The 18320-nt window shown below is 58.5% G+C and carries 27 protein-coding genes; 25 read left to right on the top strand and 2 right to left on the bottom strand.

Going from position 1 to position 18320, the window contains the following annotated elements; all coding sequences use genetic code 11:
- Position 1 precedes the first annotated feature (1 nt).
- The 6 genes from SM765_RS20355 to rplP all read left to right on the top strand — a co-directional run bounded on the left by SM765_RS20355 (position 2) and on the right by rplP (position 3397).
- Positions 2 to 490: a hypothetical protein gene (locus SM765_RS20355; RefSeq protein ID WP_274838663.1), complete on the top strand. Its 489-nt coding sequence runs from the start codon at positions 2 to 4 to the stop codon at positions 488 to 490.
- 262 nt (positions 491 to 752) lie between these two features.
- A complete protein-coding gene (rplB, locus tag SM765_RS20350) occupies positions 753 to 1595 on the top strand; it encodes a 50S ribosomal protein L2 (RefSeq protein WP_065271471.1) in 843 nt (280 codons plus the stop codon).
- A 3-nt stretch (positions 1596 to 1598) separates the two neighbouring features.
- Positions 1599 to 1877: a 30S ribosomal protein S19 gene (gene rpsS / locus SM765_RS20345; RefSeq protein WP_065271470.1), complete on the top strand. Its 279-nt coding sequence runs from the start codon at positions 1599 to 1601 to the stop codon at positions 1875 to 1877.
- A 3-nt stretch (positions 1878 to 1880) separates the two neighbouring features.
- Entirely contained in the window at positions 1881 to 2261 is a 381-nt protein-coding gene (gene rplV / locus SM765_RS20340) for a 50S ribosomal protein L22 (RefSeq protein WP_065271469.1), read from the top strand.
- Positions 2261 to 2971 (top strand): 30S ribosomal protein S3, encoded by a 711-nt coding sequence (gene rpsC / locus SM765_RS20335; RefSeq protein ID WP_065271468.1) that lies wholly within the window; start codon positions 2261 to 2263, stop codon positions 2969 to 2971. The genes rplV and rpsC overlap by 1 nt, the downstream gene beginning before the upstream one ends.
- A gap of 12 nt (positions 2972 to 2983) precedes the next feature.
- Positions 2984 to 3397 (top strand): 50S ribosomal protein L16, encoded by a 414-nt coding sequence (gene rplP / locus SM765_RS20330; protein ID WP_065271467.1) that lies wholly within the window; start codon positions 2984 to 2986, stop codon positions 3395 to 3397.
- Positions 3398 to 3624: 227 nt separating this feature from the next.
- Here the strand turns inward: rplP and SM765_RS20325 are convergent, their stop codons facing one another.
- Positions 3625 to 5790: a methyl-accepting chemotaxis protein gene (locus SM765_RS20325; protein ID WP_274838664.1), complete on the bottom strand. Its 2166-nt coding sequence runs from the start codon at positions 5788 to 5790 to the stop codon at positions 3625 to 3627.
- 255 nt (positions 5791 to 6045) lie between these two features.
- On the opposite strand from SM765_RS20325, the gene SM765_RS20320 reads away from it, so the two are divergent.
- The 12 genes from SM765_RS20320 to rpmD all read left to right on the top strand — a co-directional run bounded on the left by SM765_RS20320 (position 6046) and on the right by rpmD (position 11449).
- Positions 6046 to 6666 carry a TIGR02466 family protein gene (locus SM765_RS20320; RefSeq protein ID WP_065271465.1) on the top strand — a complete coding sequence of 207 codons (621 nt, stop codon included), beginning with the start codon at positions 6046 to 6048 and terminating at the stop codon, positions 6664 to 6666.
- Between the two features lie 459 nt (positions 6667 to 7125).
- Positions 7126 to 7326, top strand: a complete 201-nt coding sequence (gene rpmC, locus SM765_RS20315; protein WP_065271464.1) for a 50S ribosomal protein L29 — start codon at positions 7126 to 7128, stop codon at positions 7324 to 7326.
- A gap of 12 nt (positions 7327 to 7338) precedes the next feature.
- Positions 7339 to 7569, top strand: a complete 231-nt coding sequence (gene rpsQ, locus SM765_RS20310) for a 30S ribosomal protein S17 (RefSeq protein ID WP_008555996.1) — start codon at positions 7339 to 7341, stop codon at positions 7567 to 7569.
- 100 nt (positions 7570 to 7669) lie between these two features.
- On the top strand, positions 7670 to 8038 hold the full coding sequence (rplN, locus tag SM765_RS20305) for a 50S ribosomal protein L14 (RefSeq protein WP_005621870.1): 369 nt from the start codon (positions 7670 to 7672) through the stop codon (positions 8036 to 8038).
- A 2-nt stretch (positions 8039 to 8040) separates the two neighbouring features.
- Entirely contained in the window at positions 8041 to 8352 is a 312-nt protein-coding gene (gene rplX / locus SM765_RS20300; RefSeq protein ID WP_065271463.1) for a 50S ribosomal protein L24, read from the top strand.
- Complete coding sequence (rplE, locus tag SM765_RS20295) at positions 8345 to 8908, top strand: 50S ribosomal protein L5 (protein WP_065271462.1); 564 nt, start codon at positions 8345 to 8347, stop codon at positions 8906 to 8908. The genes rplX and rplE overlap by 8 nt, the downstream gene beginning before the upstream one ends.
- Before the next feature lie 18 nt (positions 8909 to 8926).
- On the top strand, positions 8927 to 9232 hold the full coding sequence (gene rpsN, locus SM765_RS20290; RefSeq protein ID WP_065271461.1) for a 30S ribosomal protein S14: 306 nt from the start codon (positions 8927 to 8929) through the stop codon (positions 9230 to 9232).
- A gap of 13 nt (positions 9233 to 9245) precedes the next feature.
- On the top strand, positions 9246 to 9638 hold the full coding sequence (gene rpsH / locus SM765_RS20285) for a 30S ribosomal protein S8 (RefSeq protein ID WP_065271460.1): 393 nt from the start codon (positions 9246 to 9248) through the stop codon (positions 9636 to 9638).
- 12 nt (positions 9639 to 9650) lie between these two features.
- A complete protein-coding gene (gene rplF / locus SM765_RS20280) occupies positions 9651 to 10184 on the top strand; it encodes a 50S ribosomal protein L6 (protein WP_065271459.1) in 534 nt (177 codons plus the stop codon).
- Positions 10185 to 10195: 11 nt separating this feature from the next.
- Positions 10196 to 10555, top strand: coding sequence for a 50S ribosomal protein L18 (rplR, locus tag SM765_RS20275; RefSeq protein WP_065271458.1), 360 nt, complete (start codon positions 10196 to 10198; stop codon positions 10553 to 10555).
- A gap of 123 nt (positions 10556 to 10678) precedes the next feature.
- Positions 10679 to 11248 carry a 30S ribosomal protein S5 gene (gene rpsE / locus SM765_RS20270; RefSeq protein ID WP_065271457.1) on the top strand — a complete coding sequence of 190 codons (570 nt, stop codon included), beginning with the start codon at positions 10679 to 10681 and terminating at the stop codon, positions 11246 to 11248.
- A 12-nt stretch (positions 11249 to 11260) separates the two neighbouring features.
- Complete coding sequence (rpmD, locus tag SM765_RS20265; protein WP_065271456.1) at positions 11261 to 11449, top strand: 50S ribosomal protein L30; 189 nt, start codon at positions 11261 to 11263, stop codon at positions 11447 to 11449.
- 108 nt (positions 11450 to 11557) lie between these two features.
- Here rpmD and SM765_RS20260 read toward each other — a convergent pair whose 3' ends face one another.
- A complete protein-coding gene (locus SM765_RS20260; RefSeq protein ID WP_274838665.1) occupies positions 11558 to 13297 on the bottom strand; it encodes a tetratricopeptide repeat-containing sulfotransferase family protein in 1740 nt (579 codons plus the stop codon).
- 305 nt (positions 13298 to 13602) lie between these two features.
- Here SM765_RS20260 and SM765_RS20255 point away from each other — a divergent pair, with 305 nt between their 5' ends.
- The 7 genes from SM765_RS20255 (at position 13603) to rpsK (ending at position 18229) form a co-directional block, all read left to right on the top strand.
- A complete protein-coding gene (locus SM765_RS20255) occupies positions 13603 to 13815 on the top strand; it encodes a DUF1127 domain-containing protein (protein ID WP_274830252.1) in 213 nt (70 codons plus the stop codon).
- A 283-nt stretch (positions 13816 to 14098) separates the two neighbouring features.
- Positions 14099 to 14569: a 50S ribosomal protein L15 gene (gene rplO / locus SM765_RS20250; protein ID WP_065271453.1), complete on the top strand. Its 471-nt coding sequence runs from the start codon at positions 14099 to 14101 to the stop codon at positions 14567 to 14569.
- A gap of 109 nt (positions 14570 to 14678) precedes the next feature.
- Positions 14679 to 16043, top strand: coding sequence for a preprotein translocase subunit SecY (gene secY / locus SM765_RS20245; protein WP_274834265.1), 1365 nt, complete (start codon positions 14679 to 14681; stop codon positions 16041 to 16043).
- Positions 16040 to 16681: an adenylate kinase gene (locus SM765_RS20240; RefSeq protein ID WP_274830250.1), complete on the top strand. Its 642-nt coding sequence runs from the start codon at positions 16040 to 16042 to the stop codon at positions 16679 to 16681. The genes secY and SM765_RS20240 overlap by 4 nt, the downstream gene beginning before the upstream one ends.
- A gap of 109 nt (positions 16682 to 16790) precedes the next feature.
- Positions 16791 to 17189 (top strand): hypothetical protein, encoded by a 399-nt coding sequence (locus SM765_RS20235; RefSeq protein WP_274836216.1) that lies wholly within the window; start codon positions 16791 to 16793, stop codon positions 17187 to 17189.
- Positions 17190 to 17455: 266 nt separating this feature from the next.
- Positions 17456 to 17824 carry a 30S ribosomal protein S13 gene (gene rpsM / locus SM765_RS20230; protein WP_065271449.1) on the top strand — a complete coding sequence of 123 codons (369 nt, stop codon included), beginning with the start codon at positions 17456 to 17458 and terminating at the stop codon, positions 17822 to 17824.
- Positions 17825 to 17839: 15 nt separating this feature from the next.
- Positions 17840 to 18229 carry a 30S ribosomal protein S11 gene (gene rpsK / locus SM765_RS20225; RefSeq protein ID WP_065271448.1) on the top strand — a complete coding sequence of 130 codons (390 nt, stop codon included), beginning with the start codon at positions 17840 to 17842 and terminating at the stop codon, positions 18227 to 18229.
- Positions 18230 to 18320: the final 91 nt, after the last annotated feature.

Genomic DNA, 18320 nt, shown 5'->3' with positions numbered 1-18320 from the left:
TATGAGTGTCGATCTTCGAAAGTTACCCTTCTTAGCTGGTTTGCTAGGATTGCCGACGCTCGCGGTGTATTTGGGTGCCGGGGAGGCTTTAAGGGTGTCTGTAAAACCGGCTGAATACATTGGCCTGATCTATTCGATCCTAGCGGCTTCCCTGTTTGCTACAGTTTCTATTTTAGGCGACCCTAGTAACCTCGTTCGTGGCGGGTGGAGGACTGCTTGGGAACAGGCGAAGGGGGTCCAGTTTCGTCTGATGCGGCTCACGTATCTTTTCTTGCTGTATATGCTGGTTCTTCTTCTGCTAGTCCTGTCGGAAGTCATTGAGGCCAAAATGTTAACGGACTTCTATTGGGTTCACAGTGTTTTCGCGTGGCTGTCAATCGCTGCGTTTTTGTTGTCTATGTGGCTTCCATTTGAGATCAAGAACATTCAGATCTCACGCCTAGAGCAAGAGATCCGAAACAGGAGAACCGGCGGCACCGGACAGGCGTAAGTAGACTAGTCCTCCTTATTCTCGGCAGTGCACTAAGAGCCACTAGACAGCCTTCCACATCACTGCTACATGGCTCCAATCCTGAAGGCCTCGGATTCGTCCGGGGCTGTTACTTTTGTCGGGATGCTGACGAACCTGGGACCTTCGGGGCCCTCTACATCGGTCACCTGAACCGCCGCACGCGGCACATCAGGGGGCTTTAACATAGCGGTGCCAAAGACAAGAACCTAAGGCACTGCACGCTAAACGGAAGACAGAAAGCATGGCACTTAAGTCGTATAAACCGACGACGCCGGGCCAGCGTGGGCTGGTTCTGATCGACCGTTCGGAGCTTTGGAAAGGGCGTCCGGTCAAGTCTCTCACTGAGGGTCTGACCAAATCGGGCGGCCGGAACAACACCGGACGGATCACTTCTCGCCGCCGTGGTGGTGGCGCAAAGCGTCTTTACCGGATCGTTGACTTCAAACGGAATAAATTTGATGTCGCCGCGACCGTCGAGCGCATTGAATATGACCCCAACCGTACTGCCTTCATCGCACTGGTGAAGTACGAAGACGGCGAGCAGGCCTATATCCTCGCTCCGCAGCGTCTGGCAGTGGGTGACAAGGTCATCGCCTCCGCGAAGGCAGACATCAAGCCGGGCAACGCGATGCCGTTCTCGGGCATGCCGATCGGTACCATCGTTCACAACATCGAAATGAAGCCCGGCAAAGGCGGCCAGATCGCCCGTGCAGCCGGTACTTACGCTCAGTTCGTTGGTCGTGATGGTGGCTACGCTCAGATCCGCCTGTCCTCGGGCGAACTGCGCATGGTCCGTCAGGAATGCATGGCCACCGTTGGTGCCGTCAGCAACCCTGACAACAGCAACCAGAACTACGGTAAAGCTGGCCGTATGCGCCACAAGGGCAAGCGTCCCTCGGTCCGTGGTGTCGTTATGAACCCGATCGACCACCCGCACGGTGGTGGTGAAGGCCGGACTTCGGGTGGTCGTCACCCGGTGACCCCGTGGGGTAAGCCGACCAAGGGTAAGCGCACCCGCAACAAAAACAAAGCGTCGCAAAAGCTGATCATCCGCTCGCGTCACGCCAAGAAGAAGGGACGTTAATCTATGTCTCGCTCTGTATGGAAAGGTCCTTTCGTCGACAGCTATGTGCTTAAGAAAGCCGAAGCTGCGCGTGAATCGGGCCGCAATGAAGTGATCAAGATCTGGTCGCGTCGTTCCACCATTCTGCCCCAGTTCGTGGGTCTGACGTTTGGTGTGTACAACGGCAAGAAACACATCCCTGTCAACGTCTCGGAAGACATGATCGGTCAGAAGTTCGGTGAATATTCGCCGACCCGGACCTATTATGGTCATGCTGCGGACAAGAAAGCGAAGCGGAAGTAAGTCATGGGCAAGGTACAAAATCCCCGCCGCGTGGCCGACAACGAAGCAATGGCGAAAACCCGCATGCTTCGGACCAGCCCGCAGAAACTGAACCTGGTGGCTCAGATGATCCGTGGCAAGAAAGTGGACAAGGCTCTGACCGACCTCACTTTCTCCAACAAACGGATCGCGCAGGACGTGAAGAAATGCCTTCAGTCCGCCATCGCGAACGCCGAGAACAACCACAACCTGGACGTCGATGAACTGATCGTCGCCGAGGCATGGGTTGGCAAGAACATGACCATGAAACGCGGTCGCCCGCGGGCCCGTGGTCGTTTCGGCAAGATCCTGAAGCCGTTCGCTGAGATCACCATCAAGGTGCGTCAAGTTGAGGAGCAAGCCTAATGGGACATAAAGTCAATCCGGTCGGCATGCGCCTGCAGGTGAACCGCACCTGGGACAGCCGTTGGTACGCCGACACCAAGGACTACGGTGATCTTCTGCTGGAAGATCTGAAACTGCGTGAGTTCATCAAGGCAGAGTGCAAGCAGGCCGGTGTGGCCCGCGTGATCATCGAACGCCCCCACAAGAAGTGCCGTGTGACCATTCACACCGCGCGCCCGGGCGTGATCATCGGCAAAAAAGGCGCCGATATCGAGGTCCTGCGCAAGAAGCTGGCAGCGATGACCGACTCGGAACTGCACCTCAACATCGTTGAAGTGCGTAAGCCCGAGCTGGACGCACAGCTGGTTGGCGAGTCCATCGCCCAGCAGCTGGAGCGTCGTGTGTCCTTTCGTCGCGCGATGAAGCGTGCCGTTCAGAACGCAATGCGCATGGGCGCCCTGGGTATCCGGGTGAACGTCGCGGGTCGTCTGGGTGGTGCTGAAATCGCTCGTACCGAATGGTACCGTGAAGGTCGTGTGCCGCTGCACACCCTGCGCGCCGACATCGATTACGCTCACTCCGAAGCCATGACCCCCTACGGGATCATCGGGATCAAGGTCTGGATCTTCAAAGGCGAGATCATGGAGCATGACCCGCAGGCGCGTGATCGTAAGTCTCAGGAAATCCAGGACGGCCCTGCACCCCGTGGTGCTGGTGGCGGTCGTCGCTAAGGAGGGGATGAGATGCTTCAACCAAAGCGTACGAAATTCCGCAAAATGCACAAAGGCCGGATTTCCGGTCTCGCCAAAGGTGGTTCTGACCTGAACTTCGGCACCTACGGTCTCAAGGCTCTGCAGCCCGAGCGCGTAACCGCCCGTCAGATCGAAGCTGCACGTCGTGCCATGACCCGTCACATGAAACGTCAGGGTCGTGTCTGGATCCGGATCTTCCCGGATACCCCGGTGACCTCCAAGCCCGTCGAAGTTCGTATGGGTAAAGGTAAAGGTTCCGTCGACTACTGGGCATGCAAAGTGAAGCCCGGTCGCGTGATGTTCGAAATCGATGGCGTCAATGACGACATCGCCCGCGAGGCTCTGCGCCTTGCTGCGATGAAGCTGCCGATCAAGACCCGCGTCGTGGTTCGCGAAGACTGGTAAGCCCAGGTTCTTTGGAAAATCAGAAACCCCCGCCGAGAAATCGGCGGGGGTTTTTCTTTGTGGTCACTCCCGGAAAATCCGTCTGCCTTCCTGGGGCGAACGGCAGTATGGCGTGGGGGCTGCGTAGTGTCGGGAAGGCAGTAAATGGCCGGCTCGGCGGAGTGCAGAGCGGGCCATCGTTTTGCGCGCGGGCGTCAGTCCAGGGGCGGCACGCCGGAGCTCCCGGTCTATGCGGCCCAGTCGTTTTCCGCAGCGGCAGGGGCAGAACCATGCTGCGCAGGGCTGCCTTTCAGGCGGAAGCCCGAGATCGCCTCGAACAGGCGGTGGGCCTCCTGTTGCAGCAGCTGACCTGCAGCGGATGTTTGCTCCAGCATTGCCGCACTTTTTTGCGAATCTTTGTCGAGCGAGTCGACGGCGACATTGACTTCAGTCAGCCCGTTGGACTGCTCTACCGTATTGTCGGCAATCGTATTCATGCGCTCGACGACCTGGATGATGGTCTGCACGATCTTTGCAAGGGACTCGCCAGTCTCGTCGACCAGCTTCACGCCGACGGTAACCTCGCCCCGGCTGGTGTTGATCAGGTTGTTGATTTCCTGAGCTGCATCCGATGAGCGCTGTGCCAGGGCCCGGACTTCAGAGGCAACCACGGCAAAGCCGCGTCCGGCTTCTCCGGCGCGGGCGGCCTCGACCCCGGCGTTCAGCGCCAGCAGGTTGGTCTGGAATGCGACATCGTCGATCATGTCGGTGATCTTGGAAATCGCATCCGAGGAGTCCTTGATCCGTTGCATGGCTGTGACGGTCTGTTCTGCGATCGAGCGGGTGCCCTCTGCATTGTTCTGCGCATTGTCGACCAGCGATTTGGCGTCCTGCGCGCTGGAGGCCGTGTCACGCACCGTGTCGCTGACGGTCTGCAGCGCGGCGGCGGTTTCTTCCAGCGCGGCGGCTGAGGTTTCGCCGCGCCGCGAGGCATCGTTCATGGCGGATGAAATCTCGTTGGCGGTGTTGTTCAGCATTTCACTGCTGCCGGTCAGTTGCCGGATCATGCCATCAAGGCTGTTGGTCAGGTGGTCAATCGCATCAGAGATTTCCCGGAACACGCCCTTTTGCCCCGGTTGCATCGCCTGGTTCAAGTCACCGGTTGAAAGACCGCCGATCACCTCTTGAACGTCCTTCAATCCCTTTTCGGCGACGGTGCCAATGGCGTTCACTCCGTTACCCAGTTCTGCGAACATGCCGCTGCTACCAGCGGTATCGACCCGTTTGGAAAAGTCACCTTCGGCGCAGGCGTCGATGACGCGGGCGATGTCCTTGGTCATACGGTGCTTGATCTCTTCGTCCTTGCGGAAGTCACCAACCGCCTCGGCGATTGCCGAGATTTCTCGGATAGGGGTCACGGGCAGTGCAGGGGTGAAATCGTTTTCCCGCATCTTTTTCAGAACCCTGTCAGTGCGTTTCAGGGGCCGGGAAATCCCGCGGGCCAGAAGCAGCGCGAGCACAATGAAAACAGCTGCGCCGCCCAGACCTGCGCGGGTCGAGTTACTGGCGGCCTGTTCGCTGATCGCGGCAGTGTCGGCAAGGATCTGCCTCATGACGATACGGGACTCTTTGTGCAGGGCTTCGACCAAAGGTTCTGCAGCTGCATAGGTCTCTGACATCTGTTTCCGGAGATCCTGTTCTTTCAGGGTCTCATCAACATAGGCCGCAAAAGACGTCTGATAGGTGTCCATCAGGTCCGATATCTGCTGAAACTGCGCGCGATCCGCGTAATAGCTTTCGGGAAAGGCGTGGAACTCATCGACACGTGCATTCAACCGATCCAGGTATTTCGGATCCTTGCGCATGATGAAGTCCTTCTCGTGTCGGCGCATCATCAGCATCTTGACCTGCATCTCGGGCTGTTCGAGGCCCTGCAACTCGGTCTCGACGTTCTTCACCGCAGTCCGCAGATTGCCCTGCAATCCGTCATTCTCATCAAGCCCCAGGCGGCGGTTGCTGTCCGCGAGGCTTAGAAAGGCTGCCCCATAAGCGGCGATCGCGGTTTCCAGTTCAGGCAGCGTGACAGCAGTAGATCGCAGCTCGGGGACCTGCGCGATATTTTGCTTCAGGCCGTCAAAGGTCGAGGCCAGTTGATCCATGATCGCGGCATGGCGCTTAGTGTACTTTTCGTCCTTGCGCAGTAGGAAATCCTTTTCAGCACGGCGGGCCGAAAGAAACTGCTGCTCCAGATCGACAAGAGACATGTCGACCGCTTCGATCTGCGCGGCCCGGACTTGCATGTCGTCGCGAACCTGATGGGTATAAAGAGAAATGCCCGCCAGGGTGAACATGATGCCGGCGGCCAGCACGATGATCGACAGGATGGCGAGATTGATGGATACTTTGAACTTCATGGTGGGGCACTCGGTAGATAGGGATGCTAGGTGACAACCGGAACTCAGGTCATACTGGGTCAGGGTAGCAGTGCCGCGCTAATATTGTGTTGCGCCCAGTGGCGGTCTGGGCATGGCAGGGTTGCCAGAGTGTCATGGCTGGCCGTGCCGATATATGTCCCGATGTGGCGGACGTTGTCCGGAGTGGGTTCCATTGCGCGGGGTGCAGCCAATTGGGACTCGCAAAAGTGCGCCGGGCGAGGATAAAAGGCAGCTATGGCACAGATCGACTCTCTCTTCGTTACCCGCCTCTACCGCGCTGCTTTGTCCGAACACGGACCGAGCATCGACGCAGGCGAACTTGAAAACTCTTGCCTTGTCATCGCCGGTGATGATGAAGCTGGACAGGACTGGTGCGAGGAGAACGGCTATCCCGGCTATACCTCCTATGCCTCGCTAACGGATCTGCCCTGGCGGTTCCCGATCTTCGCCGATCTGGTGAAATCGCTGGATGCCCATGTGGCGGCTTTTGCTGAGGACCTTGAACTGGATCTGGATGATCGCGCGCTGGTGCTGGAGGATCTCTGGATCAACATCCTGCCCGAGGGCGGTACACACGCCAGCCATATCCACCCGCATTCGGTAATCTCCGGCACCACGTATGTGTCGATGCCCGAAGGCGCTAGCGCCCTGAAGCTGGAAGACCCGCGCCATGCGATGATGATGGCCCACCCCCCGCGCCGCAAGGACTGCCGCCAGGAGCTGAAGACCTTTGTCTACCAGTCCCCCAAGGTGGGCGATGTGCTCTTGTGGGAAAGCTTCATCCGCCACGAGGTGCCGCTGAACATGGCCGAGGAAGAGCGGATTTCGGTGAGCTTCAACTATAAGTGGGAGTGAGCGCCGTCTTGGAAATGATCCGGGGGATCATTTCAGGCGCGAACGGGCGGAGCCCTCGAGCCCTTTGGTTGCTTGAGATTTGCGCAACATGAGGGTTGCGCCTGACCCTGGGTGGGCGTGAAGCGCCCTCCCGTGGGGAGGGTCGGGCGCGGCCCGAGCTTTCAGCCCGTTCCAGACCTGCCGAAATAAGCAGTAAAGAAACCATATCGTGGGTGTGTGTTTTTGCGAGTGAGAATTGTCGAATGGCCAAGGCGTCGTAGGTTTGGCGCAAACCCCAATCTTTCCCTTGCCCCCAACCACCAACTCTCCTATATGAACCCATCACCGCGCTCAGTGATGAGTCGCGGTGATCCATTTTCTGTGCCCTGAACTCTTCGGGCGCGGGCTACATAACCCACCAGACGTAAGGGTGACCCATCAAAAGGGGCCCTCTGGTGCCAAGGAAAAGGAACAAAGGCGATGAACGCCAATGATCTGCGCGAAAAGACCGTGGACGAACTCCGCGATCTGCTTGCATCCATGAAAAAAGAGAGCTTCAACCTGCGCTTTCAGCAGGCAACCGGTCAGCTGGAAAACACCGCTGCAGTGCGCAACGCGCGCCGTAACGCAGCCCGTGTTAAAACCATCCTGAACGAAAAAGCCGCTGCGGCAGCTGAATAAGGAGCCTCTGAGATGCCCAAACGTATCCTGCAAGGCGTTGTGACCAGCGACGCAAACGCACAAACCGTTACCGTTTCCGTCGAGCGCCGCTTTACGCATCCGGTTCTGAAGAAAACCATCCGTAAGTCCAAGAAGTATCGGGCTCACGATGAAAAGAACGCTTTCAAGGTCGGCGACACCGTACGCATCATCGAATGCGCGCCGAAATCGAAAACGAAACGCTGGGAAGTTCTGGAAGCCTAAGAGCCTCACTTGAGGCTCCTGGCGACTAGGCTTTTTAGCACAGTCGAAACCCTGGGGGATCACAGCACGCATCGCTGCCCCAAAGGTCGGGAGAAACCACATGATCCAGATGCAAACAAATCTGGATGTTGCTGACAACTCCGGCGCTCGCCGAGTTCAGTGCATCAAGGTTCTGGGTGGTTCCAAGCGTAAATACGCATCCGTTGGCGACATCATCGTCGTCTCGGTCAAGGAAGCCATCCCGCGCGGTCGCGTAAAGAAAGGTGACGTCCGTAAGGCCGTCGTCGTACGTACCGCCAAAGAAGTTCGCCGCGAAGACGGTACCGCGATCCGTTTCGATCGCAACGCTGCCGTTATCCTGAACAACAACAACGAGCCGGTCGGTACCCGTATCTTTGGCCCGGTTGTTCGTGAGCTGCGCGCGAAGAACTTCATGAAAATTATCTCGCTTGCTCCGGAGGTGCTGTAATCATGGCTGCTAAACTCCGCAAAGGCGACAAGGTCGTCGTGCTGGCCGGTAAGGACAAGGGCAAAGAAGGCACCATCGCCTCCGTTGACCCCAAAGCCGGTAAAGCCGTTGTTGACGGCGTGAACATGGCGATCCGCCACACCCGTCAGTCCCAGACTGCACAGGGCGGCCGCCTGCCCAAGGCACTGCCGATCGACCTGTCGAACCTGGCTCTGCTGGACGCAAACGGCAAAGCAACCCGCGTTGGCTTCCGCATGGAAGGCGACAAGAAAGTGCGTTTTGCCAAGACCACGGGGGACGTGATCGATGCTTGATTCCGCTAACTACACCCCGCGTCTGAAGGATCTCTACAAGGACACCATCCGTGGCGCCCTGAAAGAGGAATTCGGCTACAAGAACGAGATGATGATCCCCAAGCTGGACAAGATCGTTCTGAACATCGGCTGTGGTCGTGCTGCCGTCAAAGACAGCAAGAAAGCCAAGTCGGCCCAGGCTGACCTGACCGCAATCGCGGGCCAGAAAGCTCTGACCACTGTGGCCAAGAACTCCATCGCCGGCTTCCGCGTTCGCGAAGGCATGCCGATGGGCGCCAAGGTGACCCTGCGCGGCGAACGGATGTACGAATTCCTGGACCGCCTGATCACCATCGCAATGCCTCGTATCCGTGACTTCCGCGGCGTATCGGGTAACTCGTTCGACGGTCGTGGCAACTACGCCATGGGCCTGAAAGAGCACATGGTGTTCCCGGAAATCGATTTCGATAAGATCGATGAGCCCTGGGGCATGGACATTGTGATTGCCACCACCGCGAAAACCGACGCGGAAGCAAAGGCGCTGTTGAAAGCTTTCAACATGCCCTTCAACAGCTAAGCGCGGGAAGGAAGAGACATGGCTAAGAAAAGCATGATCGAACGCGAAAAGAAGCGCGAGCGCCTGGTGGCACAATATGCCGCAAAGCGCGCCGAGCTGAAAGAAATCGCGAATGACGAAAACCGCCCGATGGAAGAGCGTTTCAAAGCGCGTCTGAAACTGGCGAAACTGCCGCGCAACTCGTCGGCAACTCGTCTGCACAATCGCTGCCAGCTGACCGGCCGTCCTCACGCTTACTATCGTAAGCTGAAGATCAGCCGTATCGCTCTGCGGGAACTGGGCTCGAACGGCCAGATCCCCGGCATGGTGAAATCGAGCTGGTAAGGGAGAGACAGTTATGAACGATCCTATCGGCGATATGCTCACCCGTATCCGTAACTCTCAGCTGCGCGGTAAATCCACCGTCCTGACCCCGGCTTCCAAGCTGCGGGCATGGGTTCTGGATGTGCTGGCGGACGAGGGCTACATCCGCGGCTATGAGAAGACCACTGGTGAAAATGGCCATCCGGCTATCGAAATCAGCCTGAAATACTTCGATGGCGAACCTGTCATTCGTGAACTGAAGCGGGTTTCCAAACCCGGTCGTCGCGTTTACATGGGCGTCAATGACATCCCGTCGGTCCGTCAGGGCCTGGGCGTGTCGATTGTCTCCACCCCCAAGGGTGTGATGTCGGACGCAAACGCACGCGCAGCCAACGTCGGCGGCGAAGTGCTCTGCACCGTCTTCTAAGGAGGCTTACAGATGTCCCGTATTGGTAAAAAACCGGTCGCACTGCCCAGCGGCGTTTCCGCTTCGGTATCCGGCCAGACCGTAGAAGTGAAAGGCCCGAAAGGGACCCGTAGCTTCACCGCCACCGACGACGTCACCCTGTCCGTTGACGACAACGTTGTAATGGTCGAGCCGCGCGGCAAGTCCAAACGTGCCCGTCAGCAGTGGGGCATGTCCCGCACCATGGTCGCGAACCTCGTGACCGGCGTGACCACCGGCTTCAAAAAAGAGCTGGAGATCCAGGGTGTGGGTTACCGGGCGCAGGTTCAGGGCAACACCCTGAAACTGAACCTCGGCTACAGCCACGACGTCGACTTCGTTGCTCCGGAAGGTATCACCATTACCGCACCGAAGCAGACCGAAATCGTTGTGGAAGGTAACGACCAGCAGCAGGTGGGCGAAGTCGCGGCGAAAATCCGCGAATGGCGCCGTCCCGAGCCCTACAAAGGCAAAGGCATCCGCTACAAGGGTGAGTTTATCTTCCGCAAGGAAGGCAAGAAGAAGTAAGGACAAGCAAAATGGCAAACAGCAAACGTACCCTGTTTCTGAAGCGTCGCCTGCGCGTCCGGAACAAACTTCGCAAGGTCAACGCAGGCCGTGTACGCCTGTCCGTGCACCGCTCGAACAAGAACATCTCGGTTCAGCTGATCGACGATGTGCAGGGCAAGACCCTGGCAGCGGCCTCGACCCTGGAAAAAGATCTCGGCTTCGTTGGCAAGAACAACGTCGAAGCAGCCACCAAAGTGGGTTCGGTTATCGCCGAGCGCGCCAAGGCGGCAGGCGTCTCCGAGGCCTATTTCGATCGTGGCGGCTTCCTGTTCCACGGCAAGGTGAAGGCTCTGGCCGACGCTGCGCGTGAAGGTGGTCTGAAGATCTAAGACTTGCGGGCGGCGATTTCGCCGCCCCGATGATCCGGGAGGGAGCCTGCATGGGGTCCCTCACCAGGATTGAGATAACCGGCGCCCCGCCTGTTGGACGCGCCAGTCAGAAAGGAATGCCTCATGGCAGAACGTGAAAACCGCCGTGGCCGTGGCCGCCGCGAAGAAGAAACACCGGAATTTGCAGATCGCCTGGTTGCGATCAACCGCGTGTCGAAAACCGTTAAAGGCGGTAAGCGCTTCGGCTTTGCCGCGCTCGTCGTCGTAGGCGATCAGAAAGGCCGCGTCGGCTTTGGCAAGGGTAAGGCGAAAGAAGTGCCCGAGGCCATCCGCAAGGCGACCGAGCAGGCCAAGCGTCAGATGATCCGTGTGCCGCTGAAAGAAGGCCGCACCCTGCACCACGACATGAATGGTCGTCACGGTGCCGGCAAGGTCGTCATGCGCACCGCTCCGGAAGGTACCGGTATCATCGCCGGTGGTCCGATGCGTGCCGTGTTCGAAATGCTGGGCGTCAAGGACGTTGTGTCCAAGTCGATCGGCTCGCAGAACCCCTACAACATGATCCGCGCAACCATCAACGGCCTGACCAAAGAGCAGAGCCCGCGTGCCGTTGCACAGCGTCGTGGCAAAAAGGTCGCCGACATCCTGCCCAAGCGGGACGAAGCACCGGCTGCCGAAGCCGCTGAAGCGTAAGGAGACGGACACATGGCTAAAACCATCGTTGTAAAGCAGATCGGCTCCCCGATCCGTCGCCCCGCCAAACAGCGTCAGACGCTGATCGGTCTGGGCCTCAACAAGATGCATAAAACCCGCGAGCTGGAAGACACTCCGGCCGTGCGTGGCATGATCAACAAGATTTCGCACATGGTCGAGATCGTTGAAGAAAAAGGCTAAGCCTTACCCGGCATAGTCTGACAAACGCCTCCGCATTGCGGGGGCGTTTTTAGTTTTAACGGTCTCTGCTGAAGTTTGCGAAAAGTGAAATGGCGCGGAGGCGTCAGGTCAGTCCGCGAGATCCGGCCAGAGGCTCGTGTCTAGGGCCTCAAGGAATTCAGCCAGTTCATCGGCCTGCGCACGCCAACTGCCAATGGATCTTTGGTGAACCGGCTGGCGGATCTGCGAGGCGCTCATCGTCAGGGTCGGTGCGCTGCTGCCTTCCGGCGCGGCCATTTCCGGTAACCATTCCAGCCCACAATAATCTGCAAGTGCGCGGCTGCCCGTCACCGGGTCTGCAACAAGGTCTTCGTAGTCGACAGTCAGGATCTGATCCGGGAATACGGTTTGCCAGTGCTGCATGAGACGCGCGTATAGGCCGACGCGCCACGCCAAGGCCGTCTGGTCGTAGGTGTAGGACAGAGCTGTACCTGTGAAATGCGATTTCCACATCGACAAGGCCACGTCACGCGGGTCGCGCCGCACGTGTACGATCTTGCAATGAGGATAGGCCGTTTTGAGAAACCCGATATAGCGGTAGTTTTCCGGCATCTTGTCGACATAGGCGCGCGTATCGTCAGGGCAGGGGGGCAGCCGCGCTGCATCTTTATGGGCAAAGATGCGCGCCGCCCCGGCATCAAACGGAATGTCGCTGTTCACAAAGGCCTGAACCAGAAACCCGGTTGCCGCGCGTTCGCCCATCGTTTCCACATTTGGCAGGCGGCTCAGCATTGCCTCGACCAGCGAGGTGCCGGAGCGGGGTAGGCCGAGGACATAGATGGGATATGGTCCGTCGGGTTTGTCGGTCGGAGAGGGAGTGATGTCCGGAAAGCGGCTCAGGATGCGCTCAGTCTGCCGGGTGTCCTCCTCTGCGTCATAGGGCATTTGTTTTGCAAGGATACCGTTTGCACGCTCGCGCGCCTTGGCGGCGGCCTGCCGGTCGCCCATGGCATCTTCGATCCGGGACAAGGCAAACTGCAGTTCGGCAGCTTCGACCGAGCCTGAGCGGAGTTTGCCGAGCGCCTTTTTTGCGGGGCCGACCAGGGTTTTCATCTCGTCCCTGTCGAGCAACAGCGACAATTGTTCAAACGCCTGTGTCTGCGCGGGGTGCAGGGCCAGGACAGCCCGGAATTGTTCTTTGGCCTCTTCGAACCGTCCGGCCTCGATGAATGAGGTTCCGAGCCGGAGCCGGGCACCAATGTGCTCGGGCGCGAGCTGTACGGCACGTTCAACCATCTCGTGGCCTTCGGCGTGTCTGTTCTGGCGGGCCAGCGGGAGGCTGATATTGACGAGGGTCTCCACGTTGTTGGGATCGAGCGCTAGCGCCGCTTCGTAGGCCGCGATCGCATCCGTCTCTTCGCCGAGGTTGGCAAGGATCAGGCCGCGCAGATTCTGGGCAGGCGCAAATGTCGGGCGCGAGGTCACCGCTTGATTTATCGCAACCTCTGCCGCGGTGAGATCGCCCAGGTGCACATGCGCCTGCGCCAGGAAAAAACAGGCGGTCGGGTCGCTGTCCCGCAGGGGTTCGACAATCTTGATAGCTTGCGCGTGGCGCCCTGCCAGAATCAGGGTCTGTGCCAGATTGTGCCGCGCGTCGATAAAGCCCGGATCAATCTTCATCGCGCGTTGAAACTGTGCGATCGCCTCGGGCAGCTTGTTCATGGCCGAAAGACAGATGCCAGCGATGTTAAACGGCTGTGGATCCCGCGGAGTCGTCTTTTGCAGGCGTTTTGCAATCTTCAGGGCCGGTTTGTAGGCGCCTGAGTTGAGATAAGAGGTAGCTATACCGAGGTCCCGACTCGCAATCATTCCGAAACCGCCTTGTTAAAAAACTGTTACAATTCGCTGCCCGCTATCACGATGTGCAAGCGCGAAGTGTGAAGCAGTTCACGTAATTCGGCGGATTTCTCGGGAGATTTGCGATTATCTGCATGGATGGGGGCAAAATCCCCATTATCGCCTGTTTTATAGCCATTCCGAAAACGCATAGCGGTCAAACGCTAGTGTCGGTTGTTAGGTCATGAAATGCGACCTATCTCCCCGGTGTCACAAAACAGACATGAACGACCAGCCGGGAAGGGATCCCGGTTTTGCCGAGATCAAGGACGACGATGATGGCCTATACAACTTCCGCTACCCCGACCTATTCCTTTGGCGCCCGCATCCGCGCCGCAGTTGCGAACTTCCGCACCACTCTGGCCCGCCGGTCCGAATACCGGCGCACCTATGCGGAACTGGAAAACCTGTCCAACCGCGAGCTGGCCGATATCGGCGTGCGCCGCTGCGATATCAGCAACATTGCCCGGCTGCACGCCTACGGTAACTGATCGGACACCATAGCCCGGCCTGACTTATTGCCTCCCCCGGACTGGCCGGGATCGAAAGACGCCTCTGCCCCGCGCAGGGGCGTTTTTAATTTGCATGGCGTCGCCTTGCGCGGGAAGCTTGGGGCGGACAGGGGGGGGGCGTACCCGGAGGCAGGGCTTGATATCGCCCGGCACAGCGTCTATACGCCCCCGGTGGCAATCCAAGCCACAGAATCAACAATCAAGAAGAGCCGAGGTTGGCCCGCTTACGCTTCAGGGGTCACATCCGGCAAGGAGAAGCGATATGAAACTTCATGAACTGCGCGACAATCCCGGCGCCGCCAAGAAACGCACCCGTGTGGCCCGTGGCCCGGGTTCCGGCAAAGGTAAAATGGGTGGCCGTGGTATCAAAGGTCAGAAATCCCGTTCGGGTGTTTCGATCAATGGCTACGAAGGCGGCCAGATGCCCCTCTACCAACGTCTGCCTAAGCGTGGCTTCACCAAGCCGAACCGCAAGACTTTCGCTGTTGTGAACCTGGGCCTGATCCAGAAGTTCATCGACGCGGGCAAGCTGGACGCGGCAACCATCACCGAAGATTCGCTGGTCGAATCGGGCCTGCTGCGCCGCAAAAAAGACGGTGTGCGGATCCTGGCCAAAGGCGATTTCTCGGCCAAATCCAACATCACCGTGACCGGCGCGTCCAAATCTGCCATCGCGGCAGTTGAAAAAGCGGGCGGCACCCTGACCGTGGCGACAGCAGCTGCTGCTGAGTAACGGCTTGTGAGCGGCGTCGATGCCGCTTACATAGGTCACAGTTTTTCCATACGCCGCCCGAGCCGGAAAACGGTTCCGGGCGGCGTTTTCGCAAAAAGAGACCCATTTCATGGTATCAGCAGCAGAACAAATGGCGGCGAACACCAGCTGGTCCGCGCTCGGCAAGGCCAAGGATCTGCGCAACCGCATCCTGTTCACCCTCGGCCTATTGATCGTCTACCGTCTTGGCACATTCATTCCGGTCCCGGGCATTGATGCCTCGGCACTGCGCGAATTTATGGAGTCGGCGGGGCAGGGCATCGGCGGCATGGTGTCGATGTTTACCGGCGGTGCGCTTGGACGGATGGGCATTTTTGCCCTCGGGATCATGCCTTACATCTCGGCATCGATCATCGTTCAGCTGCTCACCTCCATGGTTCCGGCGCTGGAACAGCTGAAAAAAGAAGGCGATCAGGGCCGCAAGAAAATCAACCAGTACACCCGTTACGGCACCGTCGCGCTGGCAACGGCGCAGGCCTACGGTCTGGCGGTGTCGCTGGAGTCCGGCGATCTTGCGACCGACCCTGGCATGTACTTCCGGTTGGCCTGCATGATTACCCTGGTGGGCGGCACCATGTTCCTGATGTGGCTGGGCGAGCAGATCACCCAGCGGGGCATCGGTAACGGTATCTCTCTGATCATCTTTGTCGGCATCATCGCCGAGGTTCCCGCAGCCATCGCGCAGTTCTTTGCCTCCGGCCGCTCCGGCGCCATCAGCCCGGCGGTTCTGATCGGCGTGATCGTGATGGTTGTCGCGGTAATCATGTTCGTGGTCTTCATGGAACGCGCCCTGCGCAAGATTCACATTCAATACCCCCGCCGTCAGGTGGGCATGAAGGTCTATGATGGCGGCTCGTCGCACCTGCCGGTCAAGGTGAACCCGGCGGGCGTGATCCCGGCGATCTTCGCCTCCTCGCTGCTGCTGCTGCCGACCACCATCTCCACCTTCTCGGCGGGTTCGGCCTCTGGTCCGGTGATGTCCTGGCTGCTGGCCAACTTCGGTCCCGGTCAGCCGCTGTACCTCTTGTTCTTCGTGTCGATGATCGTGTTCTTCGCGTATTTCTACACCTTCAACGTCTCCTTCAAACCTGATGAAGTGGCGACGAACCTGAAGAACCAGAACGGTTTTGTCCCTGGCATCCGTCCCGGCAAGAAGACTGCTGAATACATCGAGTATGTTGTGAACCGTGTTCTTGTTCTGGGCTCGGCCTATCTGGCGGCTGTCTGCCTGCTGCCGGAAATCCTGCGCGGTCAGTTCGCCATTCCGGTCTACTTTGGCGGCACCTCGGTTCTGATTGTTGTTTCGGTCACCATGGACACGATCCAGCAAGCGCAAAGCCATCTGTTGGCGCACCAGTACGAAGGTCTGATCGAGAAAAGCCAGCTGCGTGGCCGCAGCAAGAAACGCACAAAACGGGGGCCCGCTCGTCGATGAATATTATTCTTTTGGGCCCGCCGGGCGCGGGTAAGGGCACGCAGGCCCGTCATCTGGTCGAAACCCGTGGCATGGTGCAGCTCAGCACTGGCGACATGCTGCGCGATGCGCAGGCCAGCGGCAGCGAGATGGGCAAGAAGGTAGCCGAGGTCATCGCCCGCGGTGAGCTGGTCACGGATGAGATCGTAATTGGTCTGATCCGCGAAAAGATCGCCGAAGGCGCCGAGGGTGGTTTCATCTTTGACGGATTCCCGCGCACACTGGGGCAGGCAGATGCCCTGACCGACCTGTTGGCCGAGATGGGGCAGAGTCTGGACGCCGTTGTTGAAATGGCGGTGGACGATGCAGCGCTGGTGGCGCGGATCACCGGCCGGTCGACCTGCGGCGATTGTGGTGAAGTCTACCACGATGAAACCAAACCCTGGCCCGCCGATGGCAAATGCGCCAACTGCGGCAGCAGCAACATCAAGCGGCGCGCGGACGACAATGAGGAAAGCCTCAAGACCCGTCTGATGGAATACTACAAGAAAACCTCGCCGCTGATCGGCTACTATTATGCCAAGGGCAAGCTGAACAAGATCGACGGTCTGGCATCCATCGACGAGGTTCAGGCCTCTATCGCCAAGGTCCTCGGCTGAATTGAAATGTCAGCACAGAATGAAAAAAGAGCCGGGCATGTCCCGGCTCTTTTCGTTTTGGAAAGGCGAACAGGGGAGGGTGGGCGGATCTTGTAAAAGGACCTTGCCAATGACGACACCCACCCGTTCCATGATCACCGCCGCGGCTGTTCTCTGTATGGCGACGACGTCCCCCGGACTTGCCGAACGTTATTTCGTCAATGATCCCGCCGCCTGCCCGACAAACGCGGAGGAGCAGGACCAGCTGATGGATTTTGCCAATGACGGTGGGCTGATCCTGGAAGAGGACGGTTTCAGCTCAATGGAGTATTTCTGCAGTTTCGAGCCGGATCTGCAGTATCATTGGGACGGCTATCAGGTCACGACCCATGTGGGGCATTGCCAGACGCCCGGGCCGGTTTTCATGCCAACCTTGTTTACCTTCGTGATGACCGAAGAAGCCCCGGGAGAGATCGCCTTGTTCGACAGCAACGAATACACGACGCGGTTTTATTCCTGCACCGATTAACGTCGTCCGGGCAGGATGCAGGCGATGTGGAAGGATGTTGCCCCTGGGCCCATAAACTTTGACGTTTCCGCCGGGCGCTGGGTTGACGACATGCGGAATTCTCAATAGGGAAGCCCATCCCTCTTGGGAATCAATCCAGGCGGCCCGATTCCGTGCCGCGTGAGTACCTCGATACATTATCTGATGAAAAGCCTCTCGGGGCGTCATCAGGTGTTGTGAAAAAAGGTTCTGGAGTTACGGAACCGCAACGAAAAGGAAAGTGACACGTGGCACGTATTGCCGGCGTAAACATCCCGACTGCCAAACGGGTCCCCATCGCCCTCACCTATATCACCGGAATCGGCAACACTTCGGCGAAAGCCATCTGTGAAGCCGTTGGCATCGACGCAACTCGTCGCGTCAACGAGCTGTCCGACTCCGAAGTTCTGGCCATCCGTGAGCACATCGACGCAAACTACACCGTTGAAGGTGACCTGCGTCGCGAAGTGACCATGAACATCAAGCGTCTGATGGACCTGGGTAGCTACCGTGGCCTGCGCCACCGTCGTAACCTGCCCGTTCGCGGTCAGCGGACCCACACCAACGCTCGCACCCGCAAAGGCCCCGCAAAGGCCATCGCTGGTAAGAAGAAGTAAGGGAGGGTTTGATCAATGGCACGCGATAAATCCCGCACGAAGCGTAAAGAGCGCAAGAACATCGCCACCGGCGTTGCACATGTGAACTCTTCGTTCAACAACACCAAAATCCTGATCTCTGACGTTCAGGGTAACGCGATTTCCTGGTCCTCCGCTGGCACCATGGGCTTCAAGGGCTCCCGTAAGTCCACGCCCTATGCGGCGCAGATGGCTGCAGAAGATGCAGGCAAAAAAGCTCAGGATCACGGTGTTAAAACCCTCGAAGTCGAAGTTCAGGGCCCCGGTTCGGGTCGTGAATCCGCACTGCGCGCCCTGGCCGCAATCGGGTTCAACATCACCTCGATCCGCGACGTGACCCCGATCGCGCACAACGGCTGCCGCCCGCCAAAGCGCCGCCGCGTCTAATTATTTACGACTTTCGCTGGGGCCCCGCTTGATTTGTCGGGCCCCAGTACGTCATTTTAAACCTCGGGCGTCTGCACCTTCGGACATGGGG

The sequence above is a fragment of the Pseudophaeobacter sp. 1A09344 genome (assembly GCF_041008745.1).
GTDB classification, from domain to species: domain Bacteria; phylum Pseudomonadota; class Alphaproteobacteria; order Rhodobacterales; family Rhodobacteraceae; genus Phycobacter; species Phycobacter gallaeciensis_A.
This window is presented reverse-complemented; position numbering and strand designations above follow the sequence as displayed.